Source organism: Sphingopyxis sp., assembly GCF_050725655.1.
Classification (GTDB): domain Bacteria; phylum Pseudomonadota; class Alphaproteobacteria; order Sphingomonadales; family Sphingomonadaceae; genus Sphingopyxis.
Window position 1 is genome coordinate 1 of sequence record NZ_JBOHHT010000005.1, and the last position, 16,854, is coordinate 16,854.

The following is a 16,854-nucleotide window of genomic DNA, read 5'->3' on the forward strand; positions in this document are numbered from 1 at the left end:
CCCACTTGTGGGGAGGTGACAGCGCGAAGCGCTGACGGAGGGGGCTGGCGCCCGCCCGCAACGTCGCTTCAGGCCGCCAACCCCCTCCACCACCTTCGGCGGTCCCCCTCCCCGCAAGCGGGGAGGACCTTTACGGCAACTACTCGGTCGTGTCCGGTCATTCGTCGTTGAGCGACCTTTTGGCGAACGAGCGAGGATGGGACGGAAAATCAGATTGTGGGATAGCTGACCGTCATCACCTCCCACTCCTTCGCGCCGCCGGGAAGTTGCACGGTGCGCAGGTCGCCGATCGCCGCGCCGCGCAGCGCGCGGGCGAGGGGACTGTTCCAGCCGATCCGGCCTTCGCCCGCCTCGGCCTCGTCATCGCCGACCAGCGTGACAATGCGCCGCGCATCGCCGTCGTCGGCGAGTTCGACGGTGGCGCCGAACCAGATGCGGTTCTTGTCGGGTTGTTCGGCCGGATCGACGACGCGTGCCGCTTTCATGCGTCGCGCGAGGAAGGAGAGGCGCCGGTCGATCTCGCGCAGCCGCTTGCGGCCATAGATATAATCGCCATTCTCGCTGCGGTCGCCATTGCCCGCCGCCCAGCTGATCACCTCGACCAGCTTCGGCCGCTCGTTGCCGAGCAGCACGTCATATTCGGAGCGCAGCGCGGCATAACCCGCTGGCGAAATGATGTTTGTCTTCTCCCCCGCCATGCGGACTTATCCGGGCGTGCGTTTGCCGAGGTAGAAGCTCAGCGGGGCCTGCTGCCGCGATCCGCTGCCATCGCGCAGCGTGTCGTAAACGACGGCATTTTCCAGCACGCGCTGGACATAGTTGCGCGTTTCGAAAATCGGGATCGCCTCGATCCAGTCGACCATTTCGATCCCGCCGCCGCGCGGGTCACCGTTGGCGCGCAGCCATTTGTTCACATTGCCCGGACCGGCGTTGTACGCCGCGACCGCCAGCGGATAACTGCCGCCGAAATAGCGCAGCATCTGTTGGAAATAGGTCGAGCCGAGCGTCATGTTGTAATTGGTGTCGCTGGTCAGCAATCCGACGTCATAGCCGAGGCCCAATTTGCCCGCGACCTCGGCGGCCGTGGCGGGCATCAACTGCATCATCCCGCGGGCCTTGGCGGAGCTGATCGCCTGCCGGTCGAACTGGCTTTCCTGCCGTGTGATCGCATGGATGAAAGTCCAGTTGCCTTCGTGCCCAGCGGGGACGCGCACGGTCGGGAAGCCCGACACCTCGACGGCGTCGAGGCTGTTCGCCTGTGCGCTGCGGCCGATCATCACGCCAAGGTCGGGGCGCCCGATCTGCGATGCGAGCTTGCCCGCGAGCACATGGTCGGCGGGCGAGGACGCCTTTTGCGCGAGAGCGCGCAGGAACAGCGACTGTTCGCGCCACGCGCCGATTTCACCCAGCGCGCGCGCAGCGCGCACCAGCCGGTCGTCCTCGAACTCGCGGCGCTCGTCATTGCTGACCTGAATGGTCGGATCGGGGGTCGGCTTGGGCTGCGGACGGTTCAGCCGCTCGAGCGCCAACTGGCCGTAAAACTGGTCATAATGCTGCGCGGCATCGGTGAAATGCGCATTCGCTGTCGAGCGGTCGCCCGCCGCCAGCGCTGCGCGGCCGGCCCAGTAAAAGCCCTTCGTGCGCGTCTGTGCCGAGCGCGCGGCTTCGCCATAGGCCCGGTAGAGGCGCACGGCGTCGGCGGGACGGCGAAGGTCGCGATAGGCGAGCTGCCCGGCGAGCCAGGCCAGCGAGGTATAGTCGTCGCGTACGCTAAGCGACGTCTCGCGGATGACCGTCCCCGAAGGAAACGCGTCGTCGAGCTGGCGCGCGATATTATAGGCGGTCGACTTGTCGCCGCCGTCGCTCGCCTGCCGCGCATTGGTGAGCAGGGTTTCGAGCCATTCCTCGGGATCGGTCGGTGCCTTCGACAGCGCGCGCGGTGCGGCGAGCAGCGCGCGCGCTTCGCCGACGCGCCCCGCCTTGCGCAGCCAGGTTGCCTTGTCGGTGATGTAGCCCGCATCGGTGCGGGTCAGCGCCGGATTGGCGCTTTCGGCGGCCGATGCCTGGAAGGCCGCGTCAACCGAAGCGTTGCGCATCGCGAGCCGCGCCGCGAACACAGTGCGCTTGTCGGACGAGGTATAGGCGAGCTGGCGGCTCGCGGCGGCGGTGGCGCCGAGCCAGAGCAGCCGGTCCATGCGCGCGTCATGGTCGGCGGGGGTGATCGCGCCGGGGAACATGGCGAGCGCGCGGCTGGTCTCGTAATCGTCGAGCGGCCCGCTGGTCCACGCACGGCGAACCGCCGCAGCGGCGTCCTCGCGGCGGCCTGACGCGTTGAGCGCGAGCGCATAGCGAAGCTGACCGCTCGCGGTCTGCGGCGGATAGGTTTGGAAATAGGCGAGGGTGCGTTGGGGGTCGTAGCTGTCGAGCGAGATCGATTTTTCGGCGCGGGTGCGCATCTTGTCGTTATCGGGCCAGCCTTTGTTCGCCATCAGGAAGCGCGAAAGCTGGTCGAACGAGGCGCCGGTGTTCGCGGTCAGTCGCCGCCATTCCATAACCGCATCGCCGACCGAACTCGTCGACGGCGGTGGTCCGGATGTCGCCGCCAAGCCCATCTGCGCGCGATACCACGCCATTTGTTCGGGGGTGAGCTCGCTGGCGTGGGCAGCAATGGGGACAGCAGTCGGAATGAGGAGGGCCGCGGCGAGCGCGAGGCGGGAGATACGGGTCAGCGAGATCATAGCTGCCATAGTAATGCCAAACTCCTTGCGGGGCGCTGAATAGACGTCCAATAGCGGCGCGCTGGCCGGATTCTATCGGTTACAGCGGGGTATTGTAAAGGAGCGGAGCATGTTTTCGGGTTCGATTCCCGCTTTGGTGACGCCATTTCGCGATGGGGCGTTCGATGCCCCGGCCTTCGCGCGTCTTGTCGATTGGCAGATCAAAGAAGGGACCAGCGCGCTGGTTCCGTGCGGAACGACCGGCGAAAGTCCGACGCTCGGCTTCGACGAACATTATCAGGTCATCGACACCTGCATCGAGGCAGCGGCGGGCCGCGTGCCGGTGATCGCGGGTTGCGGGTCGAACGACACCGCGACCGCGGTCCGCCATATGCGCCACGCACAGGCCGCGGGCGCGGCGGCGGCGCTGGTTGTCGCGCCCTATTACAACCGCCCGAGCCAGGACGGCATGATCGCGCATTTCAAGGCGCTGGCCGACGCCAGCGACCTGCCGATCGTCGTCTATAATGTTCCCGGCCGCACCGTCGCCGACATCAGCGCCGAGACGATGTGCAAGCTCGCCGAAATCCCGAGCGTCGTCGCGATCAAGGACGCGAGCGGCGACCTCGCGCGCGTGACGATCCACCGCGCGGGCGCCGGTGCAGACTTCTGCCAGCTCAGCGGCAACGACGATCTCTGGCTGCCGCACGCGGTGATGGGCGGCGTCGGCTGCGTCTCGGTCACCGCCAATGTCGCGCCGCGCCTCTGCGCCGATTTTGCCGCCGCCTGCACTGCGGGCGACTGGGCACGCGCGCTGACGCTGCACGACCGGTTGTTCGATCTGCACAAGGCGATGTTCTCCGACACCTCGCCGGGTCCGGTTAAATATGCGCTGTCGCGCGTCCACGACTGGTTTTCGCCCGAAGTGCGCCTACCTATCATCCCGGCGAACGATGCATCGCGCGCCGCCGTCGATGCCGCGCTGTCCGCGGCCGGAGTAATCTAGGTCCCGAAATGGCTCGTCCCCAGTCCGCCGCCGAATTCGACAAGAAGAAAGTCGTCGCCGAGAACCGGCGCGCGCGGTTCGACTTTGCCATCGAACAGGTGTTCGAGGCCGGGATCGCGCTGCAGGGGACCGAGGTCAAATCGCTGCGCTTCGGCGAAGGCACGATCGCCGAAAGCTATGCCGAGGTGAAGGGCAACGAGGTGTGGCTGATCAACAGCAACATCCCCGAATTCAGCCACGGCAACCGCCACAATCACGAACCCAAGCGCCCGCGCAAATTGCTGCTGAGTGGCCGCGAAATCAACAAGATGTATGCGGGCGTCGCGCGCCAGGGCATGACGCTGGTGCCGCTCAGCGTCTATTTCAACAGCCGCGGCCGCGCCAAGGTCGAACTCGCGCTCGCCAAGGGCAAGAAGGCGCACGACAAGCGGGAGTCGATCAAGGAACGCGACTGGAAGCGCGACAAGCAGCGCTTGATGAAAGAACGCGGATGAGCGCGGGCAAGCCTCGCGACCCCAAAAGCAAAGACAAGGCGGCAGTGATGAACTGGGTCCGCCGCAACTCGCCGACGCGCGAGGAATTGCTCGCGAGCCGCTTCGTCAAGCCGTTTGCGCACCGCGTCGCGCACAGCCATTTGTGGCGCTTCACCCGCACCTCGGTCCCGCGCGGCACCGCGCTCGGCTTGTTCGTCGGCATCTTTTTCCTGATCCCCGGCGTCCAGATTTTGGGCGTCGCGCTGCTTGCGCTGCCCGTGCGCGCCAATATCCCGATCGGCGCGGCGATGACCTTCCTCTCCAATCCGGTGACGACGCCGTTCATCATCATCGCGTCGGTATGGCTCGGCGACTGGCTGTTCGGGCTGCACGCCAACAGCGCGACCTTCTCGGCGATGATCGAGCATGGCGCCTCGGCGGGCGAGTGGGTGCGCTGGGTCTTTTCCGACGCCGCGCCCGCGATGCTCGCCGGGCTGCTCGTCATATCGGTCGTTTCGGCCGTCGTCGGCTACATCCTCGCCTCGATCTTCTGGGACAATTGGATTCGCCTCCGCTGGCGGCGCAAACTGGCGCGGGCGCGCGACCAACGACATGAGGCATCGACCAGCGACACCGCGGCCGGTTGAACCCCCAAACAGCAGGCGTATAGCTGTCGCATCGCTAATCTGCGCCGGGCATGCGCGGCGCAGATTTTCGCTTCGTCTTGAAAACTGGGGAATATCATGGCTCTGTATATTTCTTCGCGCCTGTTGGCGACCGCCGCGCTTGGCGCACTGATGCTCGCCGCCGTTCCGGCAACCGCCAAGGAAAAGGCCGCCACGGCGCCCGCCACCGAAACGACCGCAAAGCCCGAAATCGGCGATTTCGGCTTCGATCTCACCGGCATGGACAAGACCGCGCAGCCGGGCGACGATTTCTATGCCTATGCCAACGGCACATGGGCGAAGAACACCCAGATCCCGGCCGACAAGTCGAACTATGGCATGTTCACCGCGCTCGCCGACCTGTCGCAAAAGCGCACGCGCGAAATCCTCGACGTCGCAAAGGGCGACCCGAGTAGCATGATCGGCCGTGCCTATTCGTCCTATCTCGATGCGCCGGCGGTCGAGGCAAAGGGCCTCGCCCCGATCCAGCCCTGGCTCGCCAAGGTCCGCGCCGTCGACAAGGCGGGCCTCGCGAAACTGCTTTCCGAAGCCGATCGCAGCGGCATCCAGCATTTCTTCGGCGGCTATGTCGGGCAGGACGACAAAAACCCCGACGTTTATATCTACACGATGTTCCAGGGCGGCATCGGCATGCCCGACCGCGACTTCTATCTGAAGGAAAGCGAGCGGAACACGAAGCTGCAGGCTGCGTATCTGGGGCATCTTGAAAATGTCCTGACGCTCGCGGGCGAAAAGGACGCCGCGGCGCGCGCCAAGGCGATCTACGACTTCGAAAAGCAGGTCGCGACGGTCCATTGGGACAAGAACGACAGCAGCGACGCGACCAAAGTCTATAACAAGATGACGATTGCCGAACTCGCCGCGGCGGCGCCCGGTTTCGACTGGGCGACCTTCATCCGCGGCCTCGGGGTCAAGGAAGATTCGCTTCTCGTGTCGCAGCCAAGCGCCTTTACCGGCGAGGCCAAGCTGCTCGCCGACGCGCCGATCGGGGTGATCCGCGACGCGCTGATCGTCCGCAGCCTCGACGGCTTCTCGGGCGCGCTGCCCGACGCGGTCGCGCAGGAAGCCTTCTCTTTCTATGGCACCGCATTGTCGGGCACGCCGCAGATGCAGGAGCGCTGGAAGCGCGCTGTCGACTTCACCACCAACAATATGGGTGAGGCCGTCGGCAAGGATTATGTCGCGAAATATTTCCCGCCCGAAACCAAGGCCGCGATGGATGTCCTCGTCAAGAATGTGCTCGCCACGCTCGACACGCGCATCGGCGGCCTGACGTGGATGCAGCCCGGGACGAAGGTGAAGGCGAAGAAGAAGCTTGCCAATTTCACGACCAAGATCGGTTATCCCGATCGCTGGAAGGATTACAGCAAACTCGAAATCCGCGCTGACGACCTGTTCGGCAACCAGCTGCGCGCCAACCAGTTCGCGCACGACGACAATGTCAGCCGCCTCGGCCAGCCGATCCGCCGCTGGGAGTGGGGGATGACCCCGATGGAGGTCAACGCCTACGCCAATTTCGGGATGAACGAGATCGTCTTCCCCGCCGCGATCCTTCAGCCGCCCTTCTTCGATCCGCATGCCGACGCGGCGGTCAACTATGGCGGCATCGGTGCCGTCATTGGCCACGAGGTCAGCCATCATTTCGACGATCAGGGCGCAAAATATGACGAGACCGGCAAGCTCGCCGACTGGTGGACCCCGGCCGACGTCGCCGCGTTCGAGGCCGCGGGCAAGGCGCTGATCGCGCAATATGACGCCTATGAAGTTCTTCCCGGCGAAAAGCTCGACGGCACCTTCACGCTCGGCGAGAATATCGGCGATCTCGCCGGCCTGACGATCGCCTATGACGCCTATAAAAAGTCGCTCGGCGGCAAGGAAGCGCCGGTGATCGACGGGCTGACCGGAGACCAGCGTTTCTTCCTCGGCTGGGCACAGGTGTGGCGCCGCAACTATCGCGAGCAGAATCTGTCGCAGCGGATCACGACCGATCCGCATTCGCCGTCGATCCAGCGGACTTGGGTCTCGCGCAATCTTGACCCTTGGTATAAGGCATATCAGATCAAGCAGGGTCAGAAGCTTTATCTCGAGCCGAAAGACCGCGTCCGCATCTGGTGATGCGTTAGGGTCAGAACCCGATATTGACGCGGTCGAGGTTTGAAGCGATTTTGTTCGGGGCTAGGAGGCAAGGCGAAGGCATATAGACATATTCCAAGCCTTGCCGACGACGCCATGGACAAAATGGGTCAAATCCCGCAGGGACGTCGAAATGGCTTCGATCTCGTCCCCGCGCGGCCTTGCAGATGGAATCACCATCCGCGGCGGCCACGCGAAGCCGGTATCTTCGCCATTTCGACGCCTCGACCGCGTCAATATCGGGTTCTGACCCTTAACTGGAAAGTCCATCTTTGACTGTGCAAAGCCTGCCCTCCGCTGATGGTGATTTCATCAGGGGGGCGGGTCCCGCCGGGCCTTTGTCGGCTCCGGCGGGCCTGTCGCAGGTCGACAAGGCGGTGCTTGCCGGGCTGGCCCTGCTGTCCGCCGCGCTGCTGTTCTGGGCGACGCGCGATGCGATATTGGCGGTCGGCTTCCTCGCCGGGCTTGCGGTTGCCGCGGGCGGGGTGCTCCTCGCGCGGCGGCTGTTCCCGGCGGCGGTGACGGGCGAGACGATTGCGCCCGACTGGACGATGCTGCGTCAGGCGGTGAATCACGACGATGTCGCGATTGCGGTTACCGATCGCGGTGGCCGGATGGTCTGCGCGAATGATCTGTTCGGCACCTGGATGGGCGGCTTCGTCACGCCGCCGGGCCTGCCGCTCGAAGGGCGCGGCGCCGAACTGCTGAAAAATGCCGGCCGCATCGCCTGGCGCGACGGCGAAGGGGCCGTCGACGATATAGCGATCGGCCCGCTGCAACTGCGCGCGCAGGTGACACGCACCGGGCAGTCGGAAGATTATCTCGTCTGGCGTTTCTCGGCGCTCGAGCGGCTCGATCTCGTTTCGGAAATCATTCGCCATCTCGACGGTCCCGCAGGCCGCACGCTCGGTCATGCGGGGGTGATGGCCGCGCTCGTCAGTGCCGAAGGGCGCCTCCGCGTCGCGAACCGGGCGTTCCTGCTTCGCGCGCTGGGCGAGGACGACGCGGTCCATTATGCGGGCCGCGATGTCGCGCCGATGATCCGGCTCGACGACGCTGGCGCACTCTATTTCGCGCGCGAGGGCGACCGCGCGACGCCGGTCCGCCTGATCCAGATTCCGCTCGCGCCCGCCGACAGCAACACGCCGATGCTGCTCGCGCTGCTCGACGAGGAAATGGGCCCCACCGACCGCGGCACCGCGCAGACCTACGTCGAAACATTGCTCTCATTGCTTCCCTTTGGCCTCGGCATGGTCGATCGCGACGGGCGCTTCCTCTACATGAATCGTGCCTTCGTGCGGGCGGCCAGCCTTCCCGAAGGCAAGATGCCGCGTTATCCGGGCGACATTGTCGTCGGCGAAGACAAGGGCGCGCTCGCCGACATGATCCGCCGCCACAGCAGCGGCCAGCAGGTCGGCGGCGATCTGTCGATCCGGCTTGCGGGGCAAAGCGGCGATCCCGTGTCGATGCGGATCGTCGGCGTGCGCGGGCTGGGCGAGGCGGCGGTGTTGCTGAGCCTGAAGGATTCGAGCGAGGAATCACGCCTCAAGCGGCAGGTGGCGCAGGCATCGAAGATGCAGGCGGTCGGCCAGCTTGCCGGCGGCGTCGCGCACGACTTCAACAATATCCTGACCGCCGTTCTCGGCGCCTGCGACCTGATGCTGATGCGCCATACGCCCGGTGACAGCGACTATGACGACATCCAGCAGATTCGCAGCAACGCCAACCGCGCCGCCAGCCTGACGCGGCAATTGCTGGCCTTCTCGCGGCAGCAGACGCTCCGCCCGCAAATACTGCAGTTGCCCGACGTGATTTCGGAGGTGTCACACCTCTTGAAGCGTCTGATCGGCGAGACGGTGCAGCTGGCGGTGCATCATGGCCGCGGCCTTGGAGCCGTGCGTGCCGATCCGGGGCAGCTCGAACAGGTGATCATCAATCTCGCGGTCAATGCGCGCGACGCGATGCCGGGCGGCGGGACGCTGACCATGGAAACTTATCCGGTGTCGGCCGCCGACGTCCGGCAGATGGGCAACGAGTTCATGCCCCCCGCCGATTATTGCGCGCTGAAAGTCAGCGACACCGGCACCGGAATTCCGGCCGATGTGCTGCCCAAGATTTTCGAACCCTTCTTCACGACGAAGGATGTCGGCAAAGGCACCGGGCTCGGGCTCTCGACCGTCTACGGGATCATCAAGCAATCGGCGGGTTTCATCTTCGCCGACAGCAAACCAGGGCAGGGGACAAGTTTCTTTATCTATCTGCCCGTCCACCGCGCCGAGGGCGATGCCCCCGTCGTGGTGCCGCCACCCGCCAAGCCCAAGAAGAGCCAATGGGGCACCGGGACGATCCTGCTCGTCGAGGATGAGGATATGGTGCGTGCGGTCGCGGAACGCGCATTGACCCGTGCGGGTTATAGCGTCGTCACCGCCTCGCAGGGTGAGGAGGGGCTCGAACGTTTTGCCCAGATGGAGAAGGTCGATTTGATCATCAGCGACGTTGTGATGCCGACGATGGACGGTCCGGCGATGGTGCGTGCGATGCGCGCCAAGCGGCCCGACCTGCCGGTCCTGTTCATGTCGGGCTATGCCGAGGAGCAGCTCCGCCAGTCGATCGACATCGACGATGTTGCCTTCCTCCCCAAACCCTTCTCGGTCGCACAGCTCGCCGAGGCGACGTCGGCGGCGCTCGACGAGGCTGCGCATCGGGTGTCCAATGGCCAGTGATCACCGCATCCTGCTCGTCGAGGACGATGTGCTGATCGGCATGATGCTGGCCGATATGTTCGACGCGCTCGACCTGCCCGAACCCGCGCAGGCGACGAGCAACGAAGAGGCGCTGGCGCTCATCGCGGCCGAGCCGCTCGCCGGGGCGCTCGTCGATATAAACCTCGGCGAGGAAAAAGGCTGGCCGGTCGCCGACGCGCTCGCCGAACGCGGTATTCCCTTCGCCTTCACTTCGGGCGGGGGCGACGTCATTCCGCACGCGCACGCGCATCGCAAGCTGATCACCAAGCCTTTCAGGATCAGCGATATCGAGGCGGCACTGGGCGATTTTTCGTTGGAATAAAGCGCTTTTCTTTCATGTGAGTTTTATTTTGTTCCCCGCTTGTTCCATGAGAACAAATGTGGCACATAGTTCCGGCGTTGCGATGCTTCTGCTGTCGCTCTAGAGCTGGAAAGGGACGGTCATGGCCGGACAATTGTCACTCGTCGAATCGGGGAAATCAGTGAACAACACGGACAGGCAGAAGGCGCTCGACGCCGCGCTCGCGCAGATCGATCGCGCGTTCGGCAAGGGCTCGGTGATGAAATTGGGCTCGAAAGAGACCATGCAGGTCGAGTCGATCTCGACCGGCTCGCTCGGCCTCGACATTGCGCTCGGCGTCGGCGGCCTGCCGCGCGGCCGCGTCATCGAAATCTACGGCCCCGAAAGCTCGGGCAAGACCACGCTCGCGCTCCACGTTCTCGCCGAGGCGCAGAAGGGCGGCGGCACGGTCGCCTTCGTCGACGCCGAACATGCGCTCGATCCCGTCTATGCCCGCAAGCTCGGCGTCAACATCGACGAACTCATCGTGTCGCAGCCCGACACCGGCGAACAGGCGCTCGAAATCGTCGATACGCTCGTGCGGTCGAACGCGATCGACGTGCTCGTCGTCGACTCGGTCGCGGCGCTCGTCCCGCGCGCCGAAATCGAAGGCGAAATGGGCGACAGCCATGTCGGGCTTCAAGCTCGTTTGATGTCGCAGTCGCTGCGCAAGCTCACCGGCTCGATCAGCCGCTCGCGCTGCATGGTGATCTTCATCAACCAGCTGCGCATGAAAATCGGCGTGATGTACGGCAACCCCGAAACCACGACCGGCGGTAACGCGCTCAAATTCTACGCGTCGGTCCGCCTCGACATCCGCCGCACCGGCCAGATCAAGAATGGCGACGAGATCGTCGGCAACACCACCCGCGTGAAGGTCGTGAAGAACAAGGTCGCGCCGCCGTTCAAGCAGGTCGAATTCGACATCATGTACGGGCAGGGCATTTCAAAGATCGGCGAAATTCTCGATCTGGGCGTCAAGGCCGGCATCGTCGAGAAATCGGGCGCCTGGTTCAGCTATGATTCGATCCGCATCGGGCAGGGCCGCGAAAATTCGAAAACCTTCCTCAAGGAAAACCCCGAACTGATGGATCGGCTCGAAACCGCGATCCGCGGCCGGACCGAGGCGGTGGCCGAAGAAATGATGGCCGGCCCCGACGACGAGGGCGACGACGGCAATTGATAGCCATCCGGCCGGTTCGCTTCGGCGGATCGGTCGGCTAACGGCGGCGGGCCTCCAGCCCCCTCCTTGCCTCTGTTGGGGCACCTGCATTCCCTCTCCCCTGCAGGTAGGCCCGCCCGCCGTTGATCGCTTGCCCAGCGGCACAAGGTGCTTCCTGTTTTTCCTGTCGGCCAGGTGACAAGTTTGACAAGTTTCGGCGGGCGGACCGGGCATTTGTGCCAGCCGTTGATCCTTGCGCGGCCTTTACCAGCGGCTACAAGCAGCGGATGCCCGCGATCCGTCTCTTCGGTCTTCCCACCGACATCAACAGCAGCTTCGAACGCGGTGCCGCCGCCGGCCCTGCCGCGATCCGCGCCGCCCTGTGGAGCGATCGCGGCAATATGGCGAGCGAGCTCGGTCCCGAAATCGGCACCGACATAGTGCTCACCGACGACGGCGACCTGCCGCTGACCGAAGACACACCGAGCGACGACGCGGCAATTCGCCGCTATCTGGCAATTGTGCGCGAGGATGGCGAAGTTCCGCTTGCACTCGGCGGCGACCATGCAGTGACCTTCCCGCTCGTCGAAGCCGCGGCAACCTGCTTCGGGCCGGTCAACATCCTCCACTTCGACGCGCACCCCGACCTCTACGACGATTTCGCGGGCAACCCGCGCAGCCACGCCTCGCCCTTCGCCCGCATCTGCGAGGCAGGCCATGCCAAGCGGTTGGTGCAGGTCGGCATCCGCACGCTGAACAGCCATTGCCGCGAGCAGGCCGCGCGCTTCGGTGTCGAGATTATTCCGATGGCCGATTTCACCGCCGACGCGGTGCCGGTGCTCGATGGGCCGCTCTATATCTCGATCGACCTCGACGGGCTCGACCCGTCGGCGGCACCGGGCGTCGCCCATCCCGAGCCCGGCGGGCTGACGGTGCGCGAGATGCTTGCCCTATTACACAAGCAGACGGCGCCGATCGTGGGTGCGGACATCGTCGAGCTTCATCCCGGCCGCGATGTCGGCGATGTCACCGCGATCCTCGGCGCCAAGCTCGTTCGCGAGCTCGCTGCGCTGATCGACCGCAACGGAATCCCGCAAACTGCCCGATAGGAGAGCGTCATGAGCCTGATCGTCCATCATCTGAACAACAGCCGTTCGCAGCGCATATTGTGGCTGATCGAGGAAATCGGCGCGCCGTACGAGATCAAATTTTACGACCGCGATCCGGTGACGAACCTCGCGCCGCCCGAGCTGATCGCGGTCCACCCACTCGGCAAATCGCCGGTGATCGAGGACAATGGCCGTGTTGTCACCGAATCGGGTGCGATCACCGAATATCTGTGCGAGCGCCACGGCGGCGGCTATCTGGTCCCCGAGCGCGGCAGCGACGATCATATCAGCCACCTCGAATGGCTGCATTTCGCCGAAGGGTCGGCGATGACGCCGATCCTGCTGCGCATCTACACCGCGCGCCTTGGCGAAGCCGCGGCGCCGATCGAGCCGCGCATTTCGCAGCAGCTCGATTCGCATTTTGCCTATATGGAAAGCCGCGTCGGGGAGAATGGTCATTTTATCGGCGACAGCCTGTCGGCCGCCGATATCATGCTGAGCTTTCCCGCCGAAATCGCGATCATGCAGGGCATGGCGCCGCGCTATCCGAAGCTCGCGAACTTCGTGAACGCATGCCACGTCCGCCCGGCCTGGCAGCGCGCGCGCGAAAAGGGCGGCGCCTATTATGGCTATTGATCGCCGGGCTTGCCGCCGCGTCCTGATTACGGCGGCGGCCCTGGTTTCCGGCATTTCCACCGCGTTTGCGGCGCCGCCGACCGTCGCGCCCGAAGTCGAGCGCGAAGTTGTCGCGCCCGAGGGCGTGACCTTCGCGCCCACCCCGACCGACGAGGAAGGCGCGATCGATCGGCTCGCCGCCTATACGATGGCGCTGGCGAAACGCGACTATGCGAGCGCCTATGCGATGCTGCGCCTGTCGTTTCAGGCGTCGAACCCGCGGCTGGAATGGGAAATGAATCAGCGCAAGCGCGCCGGGTTGTGGGCCGATGGCACGATCCGTATCTTGCGCCTCAGCTGGTATCTCGACCCCGCGGGTCAGCCCCCGGGGGTCTACGCGGCGTTCGATTTCCGCGGCGATCGCCCGGACAAGAGGATGGATTGCGGCTATGTCGTCGTCCACCGCGCGGCGCCCGGTGCGGGATGGATGGTGGTGCGGACCGACACGTCCGAGGTGCCTGCGAACCTGATCGAAGACGGCGTTCCCAAGGCCGACGTGCTGCGCGAGTTGCCCTGCTATCTGGGCAAAGGGATCGCGACCAACTTCTGATCGATGGCCCCGATGATCGTCATCGACACGAACCGGCTTGTCGCATCGCCGCAAAATCCCTAATTCGCGCGCATGACATCGACCAATGACATTCGCCGCTCGTTCCTCGACTATTTCGCGGGGACCGGCCACCATATCGAACCGTCGGCGCCGCTGGTGCCGTACAACGATCCGACGTTGATGTTCGTCAACGCCGGGATGGTGCCGTTCAAGAATGTCTTCACCGGGCTCGAGAAGCGCCCATACAGCACCGCGGCGTCGTCGCAGAAGTGCGTGCGCGCGGGCGGCAAGCACAACGATCTCGACAATGTCGGCTTCACCGCCCGCCACCATACCTTCTTTGAAATGCTGGGGAATTTCTCCTTTGGCGACTATTTCAAGGAACAGGCGATCCACCATGCCTGGTCGCTGATCACCAAGACATGGGGCCTTGCGCCCGAGAAGCTGACCGTCACCGTCTTTCACACCGACGACGAGGCGTTCGACCTGTGGAAGAAGATCGCGGGCCTGCCCGAAGAGCGGATCATCCGCATCGCGACGAGCGACAATTTCTGGTCGATGGGCGACACGGGGCCGTGCGGGCCGTGCAGCGAAATCTTCTATGACCATGGCGACCATATCTCGGGCGGCCCGCCGGGATCGCCCGAGGAAGACGGAGACCGCTTCGTCGAAATCTGGAACCTGGTGTTCATGCAATATGACCAGCGCGGCCCCGGCGACCGCGTGGACCTGCCGCGACCGAGCATCGACACCGGCATGGGGCTGGAACGCGTCGCCGCGGTATTGCAGGGCGTTCACGACAATTACGACACCGACACCTTCAAGGCACTGATCGCCGCGTCGGTCGACCTGACCGGCGTTCCCGCCGAGGGCGCGACGCAAGCGAGCCACCGTGTGATCGCCGACCACCTCCGCGCTTCGAGCTTCCTGATCGCCGACGGGGTGCTGCCGTCGGCCGAGGGCCGCGGTTATGTGTTGCGCCGGATCATGCGCCGCGCGATGCGCCATGCGCATCTGCTCGGCGCCAAGGATCCGCTGATGTACCGGCTGCTGCCGTCGTTGACCGCCGAGATGGGCGCCGCCTATCCCGAGCTGATCCGCGCGCAGCCACTGATCGCCGAGACGCTGGAGCGCGAGGAAACCAAGTTCCGCCAGACGCTCGACAAGGGATTGCGGCTGCTCGACGAGGCCACAGTCGGCATGAGCGCGGGTGCGACGCTGCCCGGCGATGTCGCGTTCAAGCTCTACGACACCTTCGGCTTCCCCTATGATCTGACCGAGGACGCGCTGCGCACGCAGGACATCGCGGTCGACCGCGCGGGTTTCGACGCGGCGATGGCGCAGCAGAAGGCCGCGGCGCGCGCGGCGTGGAAGGGCAGCGGGCAGAAGGCGTCGGAGGAAATCTGGTTCGACCTGGCCGAAGCCAATGGCAGCACCGAATTCACCGGCTATGGCGCGACCGCGGGCGAGGGACAGGTTATCGCGCTGGTCAAGGACGGCGTGCCCGTTGATCAAGCCAAGGCCGGCGACGAGCTGGTCGTTTTGACCAACCAGACGCCCTTTTACGGCGAGAGCGGCGGCCAGATGGGCGACGCCGGCACGATTGCGACGCTGGAAGGCGCCAAGGCGTCGGTCAGCGACACGAGCAAGCCGCTCGGACGGCTGCACGCGCATCAGGCAAAGCTGGAAGCGGGCAGCCTCAAGGTTGGTGATACGGTCCAGCTGACCGTCGATGCCGCACGGCGCGACCGCATTCGCGCCAATCACAGCGCGACGCATCTTGTGCATGCGGCGCTGCGCAACCGGCTGGGTGGGCATGTCACGCAAAAGGGCAGCCTGGTTGCCGAGGACCGCTTCCGTTTCGACTTTTCGCACCCCAAGGCGCTGACGCCAGAGGAGATCGCCGACGTCGAAGCCGATGTGAATGCGCAGATCCGCGGCAACGAGGCGGTAACGACGCGGTTGATGACCCCCGACGACGCGGTCGCGGCGGGTGCGCTGGCGCTGTTCGGCGAGAAATATGGCGACGAGGTGCGCGTGCTGAGCATGGGGGCGGCGGACGATCATAGCTATTCGGTCGAACTTTGCGGCGGTACGCATGTGCGGGCGCTCGGCGATATCGCCTTGTTCAAGATCATCAGCGAATCTGCGGTGTCTTCGGGCGTGCGGCGCATCGAGGCGCTGACCGGCGATGCGGCGCGGCTGTGGCTGAACGGGCGCGACGAGATGCTGAAGGCGGCGGCGGCGGCGCTCAAAACCTCGCCCGACGATGTGCCGGCACGCGTCGCGCAGCTCGCCGAGGCGCTGAAGAAGGCCGAACGCGAGCTGGCCGATGCCAAGAAGGCGCTCGCGCTTGGCGGTGCTGGGGGCGGCGGTGGCGGTACGGCCGCAGGGCCGGCGGTCGAGCAGGTCGGCGATACGGCATTCCTTGCGCAAGTCGTCGACGGGCTCGATCCGAAGGATCTGCGGGGCACGGTCGATGGGCTGAAGAAGCAGGTCGGCAGCGGCGTCGCGATGCTCGTCGCGGTTAACGACGGACGGGCTTCGGTTGCGGTGGGTGTCACCGATGACGCCGTTTCCAAGCATAGCGCGGTCGACCTGGTCAAGGCCGCGGTCGCGGCGCTTGGCGGGCAGGGCGGCGGCGGGCGGCCCGATATGGCGCAGGGCGGCGGCCCCGACGGCAGCGCAGCGAACGACGCCGTCGCCGCGGTCAAAGCCGCGCTCGTTTGAAACCGACCAAGAAGACGCGGCGCACCGATCATGCCGAACGGATGATCGCGGCGCCGCTGGTCGACGTCTTTTCGGCTTTCACCAGCGAAGCGAAGCTCGCGCGATGGTTGCCGCCCGAGGGGGCGACGGGAACGTTCGAGCATGTCGACTTGAGCGCAGGCGGCGGCTTTCTGATGCGGCTCACGTTCGATGACGCCGATGTCGAGACCAAAAGCGACGACGACAGCGATGTCGTCGAGGTTTATATCCCGACGCTCGACGACGGGCGGCTGATCGTCTGGGAGGTCGAGTTCGTCTCCGACGATCCGCGCTTTTCGGGGACGATGGCGATGCATTGGCATCTGTCGCGGCAGAGTGGGGGGACTTTGGTGACGATCGACGCGCATCATGTGCCGCCGGGGATTTCGGCGAAGGACCATATCGAGGGGCTGAATTCGTCGCTGGTGAATTTGGCGGGTGTGGTGGAAGGCTCGGCATCGGCTTGAGATTTGTGTCCCCGCGAAGGCGGGGACACATCTCCTGCTGGCTC

General features: G+C 65.1%; 14 protein-coding genes. 12 read left to right on the forward strand and 2 right to left on the reverse strand.

The features are described 5' to 3' along the window. Positions 1-209 precede the first annotated feature (209 nt). Positions 210-698: a transcription elongation factor GreB gene (greB, locus tag ACREBX_RS00705; protein ID WP_431559831.1), complete on the reverse strand. Its 489-nt coding sequence runs from the start codon at positions 696-698 to the stop codon at positions 210-212. 6 nt (positions 699-704) lie between these two features. Next, positions 705-2,747 (reverse strand): transglycosylase SLT domain-containing protein, encoded by a 2,043-nt coding sequence (locus ACREBX_RS00710; RefSeq protein ID WP_431559832.1) that lies wholly within the window; start codon positions 2,745-2,747, stop codon positions 705-707. Positions 2,748-2,847: 100 nt separating this feature from the next. Between ACREBX_RS00710 and dapA the strand changes: the two genes are divergently transcribed. From dapA to ACREBX_RS00770, 12 genes are all read left to right on the forward strand, one after another. Beyond that, positions 2,848-3,723 carry a 4-hydroxy-tetrahydrodipicolinate synthase gene (gene dapA / locus ACREBX_RS00715; protein ID WP_431559833.1) on the forward strand — a complete coding sequence of 292 codons (876 nt, stop codon included), beginning with the start codon at positions 2,848-2,850 and terminating at the stop codon, positions 3,721-3,723. Positions 3,724-3,731: 8 nt separating this feature from the next. Continuing rightward, the gene (smpB, locus tag ACREBX_RS00720; protein ID WP_088442006.1) at positions 3,732-4,217 is read left to right on the forward strand and encodes an SsrA-binding protein SmpB; all 486 of its coding nucleotides are present in this window, start codon (positions 3,732-3,734) and stop codon (positions 4,215-4,217) included. A gap of 47 nt (positions 4,218-4,264) precedes the next feature. After that, positions 4,265-4,843: a DUF2062 domain-containing protein gene (locus tag ACREBX_RS00725; RefSeq protein ID WP_431559834.1), complete on the forward strand. Its 579-nt coding sequence runs from the start codon at positions 4,265-4,267 to the stop codon at positions 4,841-4,843. Positions 4,844-4,939: 96 nt separating this feature from the next. After that, a complete protein-coding gene (locus tag ACREBX_RS00730) occupies positions 4,940-6,997 on the forward strand; it encodes a M13 family metallopeptidase (protein ID WP_431559835.1) in 2,058 nt (685 codons plus the stop codon). 356 nt (positions 6,998-7,353) lie between these two features. Further along, positions 7,354-9,738, forward strand: coding sequence for a response regulator (locus tag ACREBX_RS00735; RefSeq protein WP_431559859.1), 2,385 nt, complete (start codon positions 7,354-7,356; stop codon positions 9,736-9,738). Next, the gene (locus tag ACREBX_RS00740) at positions 9,728-10,081 is read left to right on the forward strand and encodes a response regulator (protein WP_431559836.1); all 354 of its coding nucleotides are present in this window, start codon (positions 9,728-9,730) and stop codon (positions 10,079-10,081) included. Before ACREBX_RS00735 ends, ACREBX_RS00740 begins: the two co-directional genes overlap by 11 nt. Before the next feature lie 121 nt (positions 10,082-10,202). Then, positions 10,203-11,282 carry a recombinase RecA gene (gene recA, locus ACREBX_RS00745; protein ID WP_431559837.1) on the forward strand — a complete coding sequence of 360 codons (1,080 nt, stop codon included), beginning with the start codon at positions 10,203-10,205 and terminating at the stop codon, positions 11,280-11,282. A 215-nt stretch (positions 11,283-11,497) separates the two neighbouring features. Beyond that, positions 11,498-12,370, forward strand: a complete 873-nt coding sequence (speB, locus tag ACREBX_RS00750) for an agmatinase (RefSeq protein WP_431559838.1) — start codon at positions 11,498-11,500, stop codon at positions 12,368-12,370. Positions 12,371-12,379: 9 nt separating this feature from the next. Continuing rightward, positions 12,380-13,006: a glutathione S-transferase family protein gene (locus tag ACREBX_RS00755; protein ID WP_431559839.1), complete on the forward strand. Its 627-nt coding sequence runs from the start codon at positions 12,380-12,382 to the stop codon at positions 13,004-13,006. Continuing rightward, positions 12,996-13,595 (forward strand): hypothetical protein, encoded by a 600-nt coding sequence (locus ACREBX_RS00760; RefSeq protein ID WP_431559840.1) that lies wholly within the window; start codon positions 12,996-12,998, stop codon positions 13,593-13,595. Before ACREBX_RS00755 ends, ACREBX_RS00760 begins: the two co-directional genes overlap by 11 nt. Before the next feature lie 72 nt (positions 13,596-13,667). After that, on the forward strand, positions 13,668-16,325 hold the full coding sequence (gene alaS, locus ACREBX_RS00765; protein WP_431559841.1) for an alanine--tRNA ligase: 2,658 nt from the start codon (positions 13,668-13,670) through the stop codon (positions 16,323-16,325). Then, on the forward strand, positions 16,322-16,810 hold the full coding sequence (locus tag ACREBX_RS00770; RefSeq protein WP_431559842.1) for an SRPBCC domain-containing protein: 489 nt from the start codon (positions 16,322-16,324) through the stop codon (positions 16,808-16,810). The genes alaS and ACREBX_RS00770 overlap by 4 nt, the downstream gene beginning before the upstream one ends. Positions 16,811-16,854 lie beyond the last annotated feature (44 nt).

Excerpts from the sequence above, each read along its gene's own strand:
- smpB (WP_088442006.1), top strand. The coding sequence starts at position 3,732 with ATGGCTCGTCCCCAGTCCGCCGCCGAATTCGACAAGAAGAAAGTCGTC.
- ACREBX_RS00710 (WP_431559832.1), bottom strand. The coding sequence starts at position 2,747 with ATGGCAGCTATGATCTCGCTGACCCGTATCTCCCGCCTCGCGCTCGCC.
- ACREBX_RS00755 (WP_431559839.1), top strand. The coding sequence starts at position 12,380 with ATGAGCCTGATCGTCCATCATCTGAACAACAGCCGTTCGCAGCGCATA.
- alaS (WP_431559841.1), top strand. The coding sequence starts at position 13,668 with ATGACATCGACCAATGACATTCGCCGCTCGTTCCTCGACTATTTCGCG.
- recA (WP_431559837.1), top strand. The coding sequence starts at position 10,203 with ATGGCCGGACAATTGTCACTCGTCGAATCGGGGAAATCAGTGAACAAC.
- ACREBX_RS00730 (WP_431559835.1), top strand. The coding sequence starts at position 4,940 with ATGGCTCTGTATATTTCTTCGCGCCTGTTGGCGACCGCCGCGCTTGGC.
- ACREBX_RS00725 (WP_431559834.1), top strand. The coding sequence starts at position 4,265 with ATGAACTGGGTCCGCCGCAACTCGCCGACGCGCGAGGAATTGCTCGCG.
- dapA (WP_431559833.1), top strand. The coding sequence starts at position 2,848 with ATGTTTTCGGGTTCGATTCCCGCTTTGGTGACGCCATTTCGCGATGGG.
- ACREBX_RS00760 (WP_431559840.1), top strand. The coding sequence starts at position 12,996 with ATGGCTATTGATCGCCGGGCTTGCCGCCGCGTCCTGATTACGGCGGCG.
- ACREBX_RS00740 (WP_431559836.1), top strand. The coding sequence starts at position 9,728 with ATGGCCAGTGATCACCGCATCCTGCTCGTCGAGGACGATGTGCTGATC.
- greB (WP_431559831.1), bottom strand. The coding sequence starts at position 698 with ATGGCGGGGGAGAAGACAAACATCATTTCGCCAGCGGGTTATGCCGCG.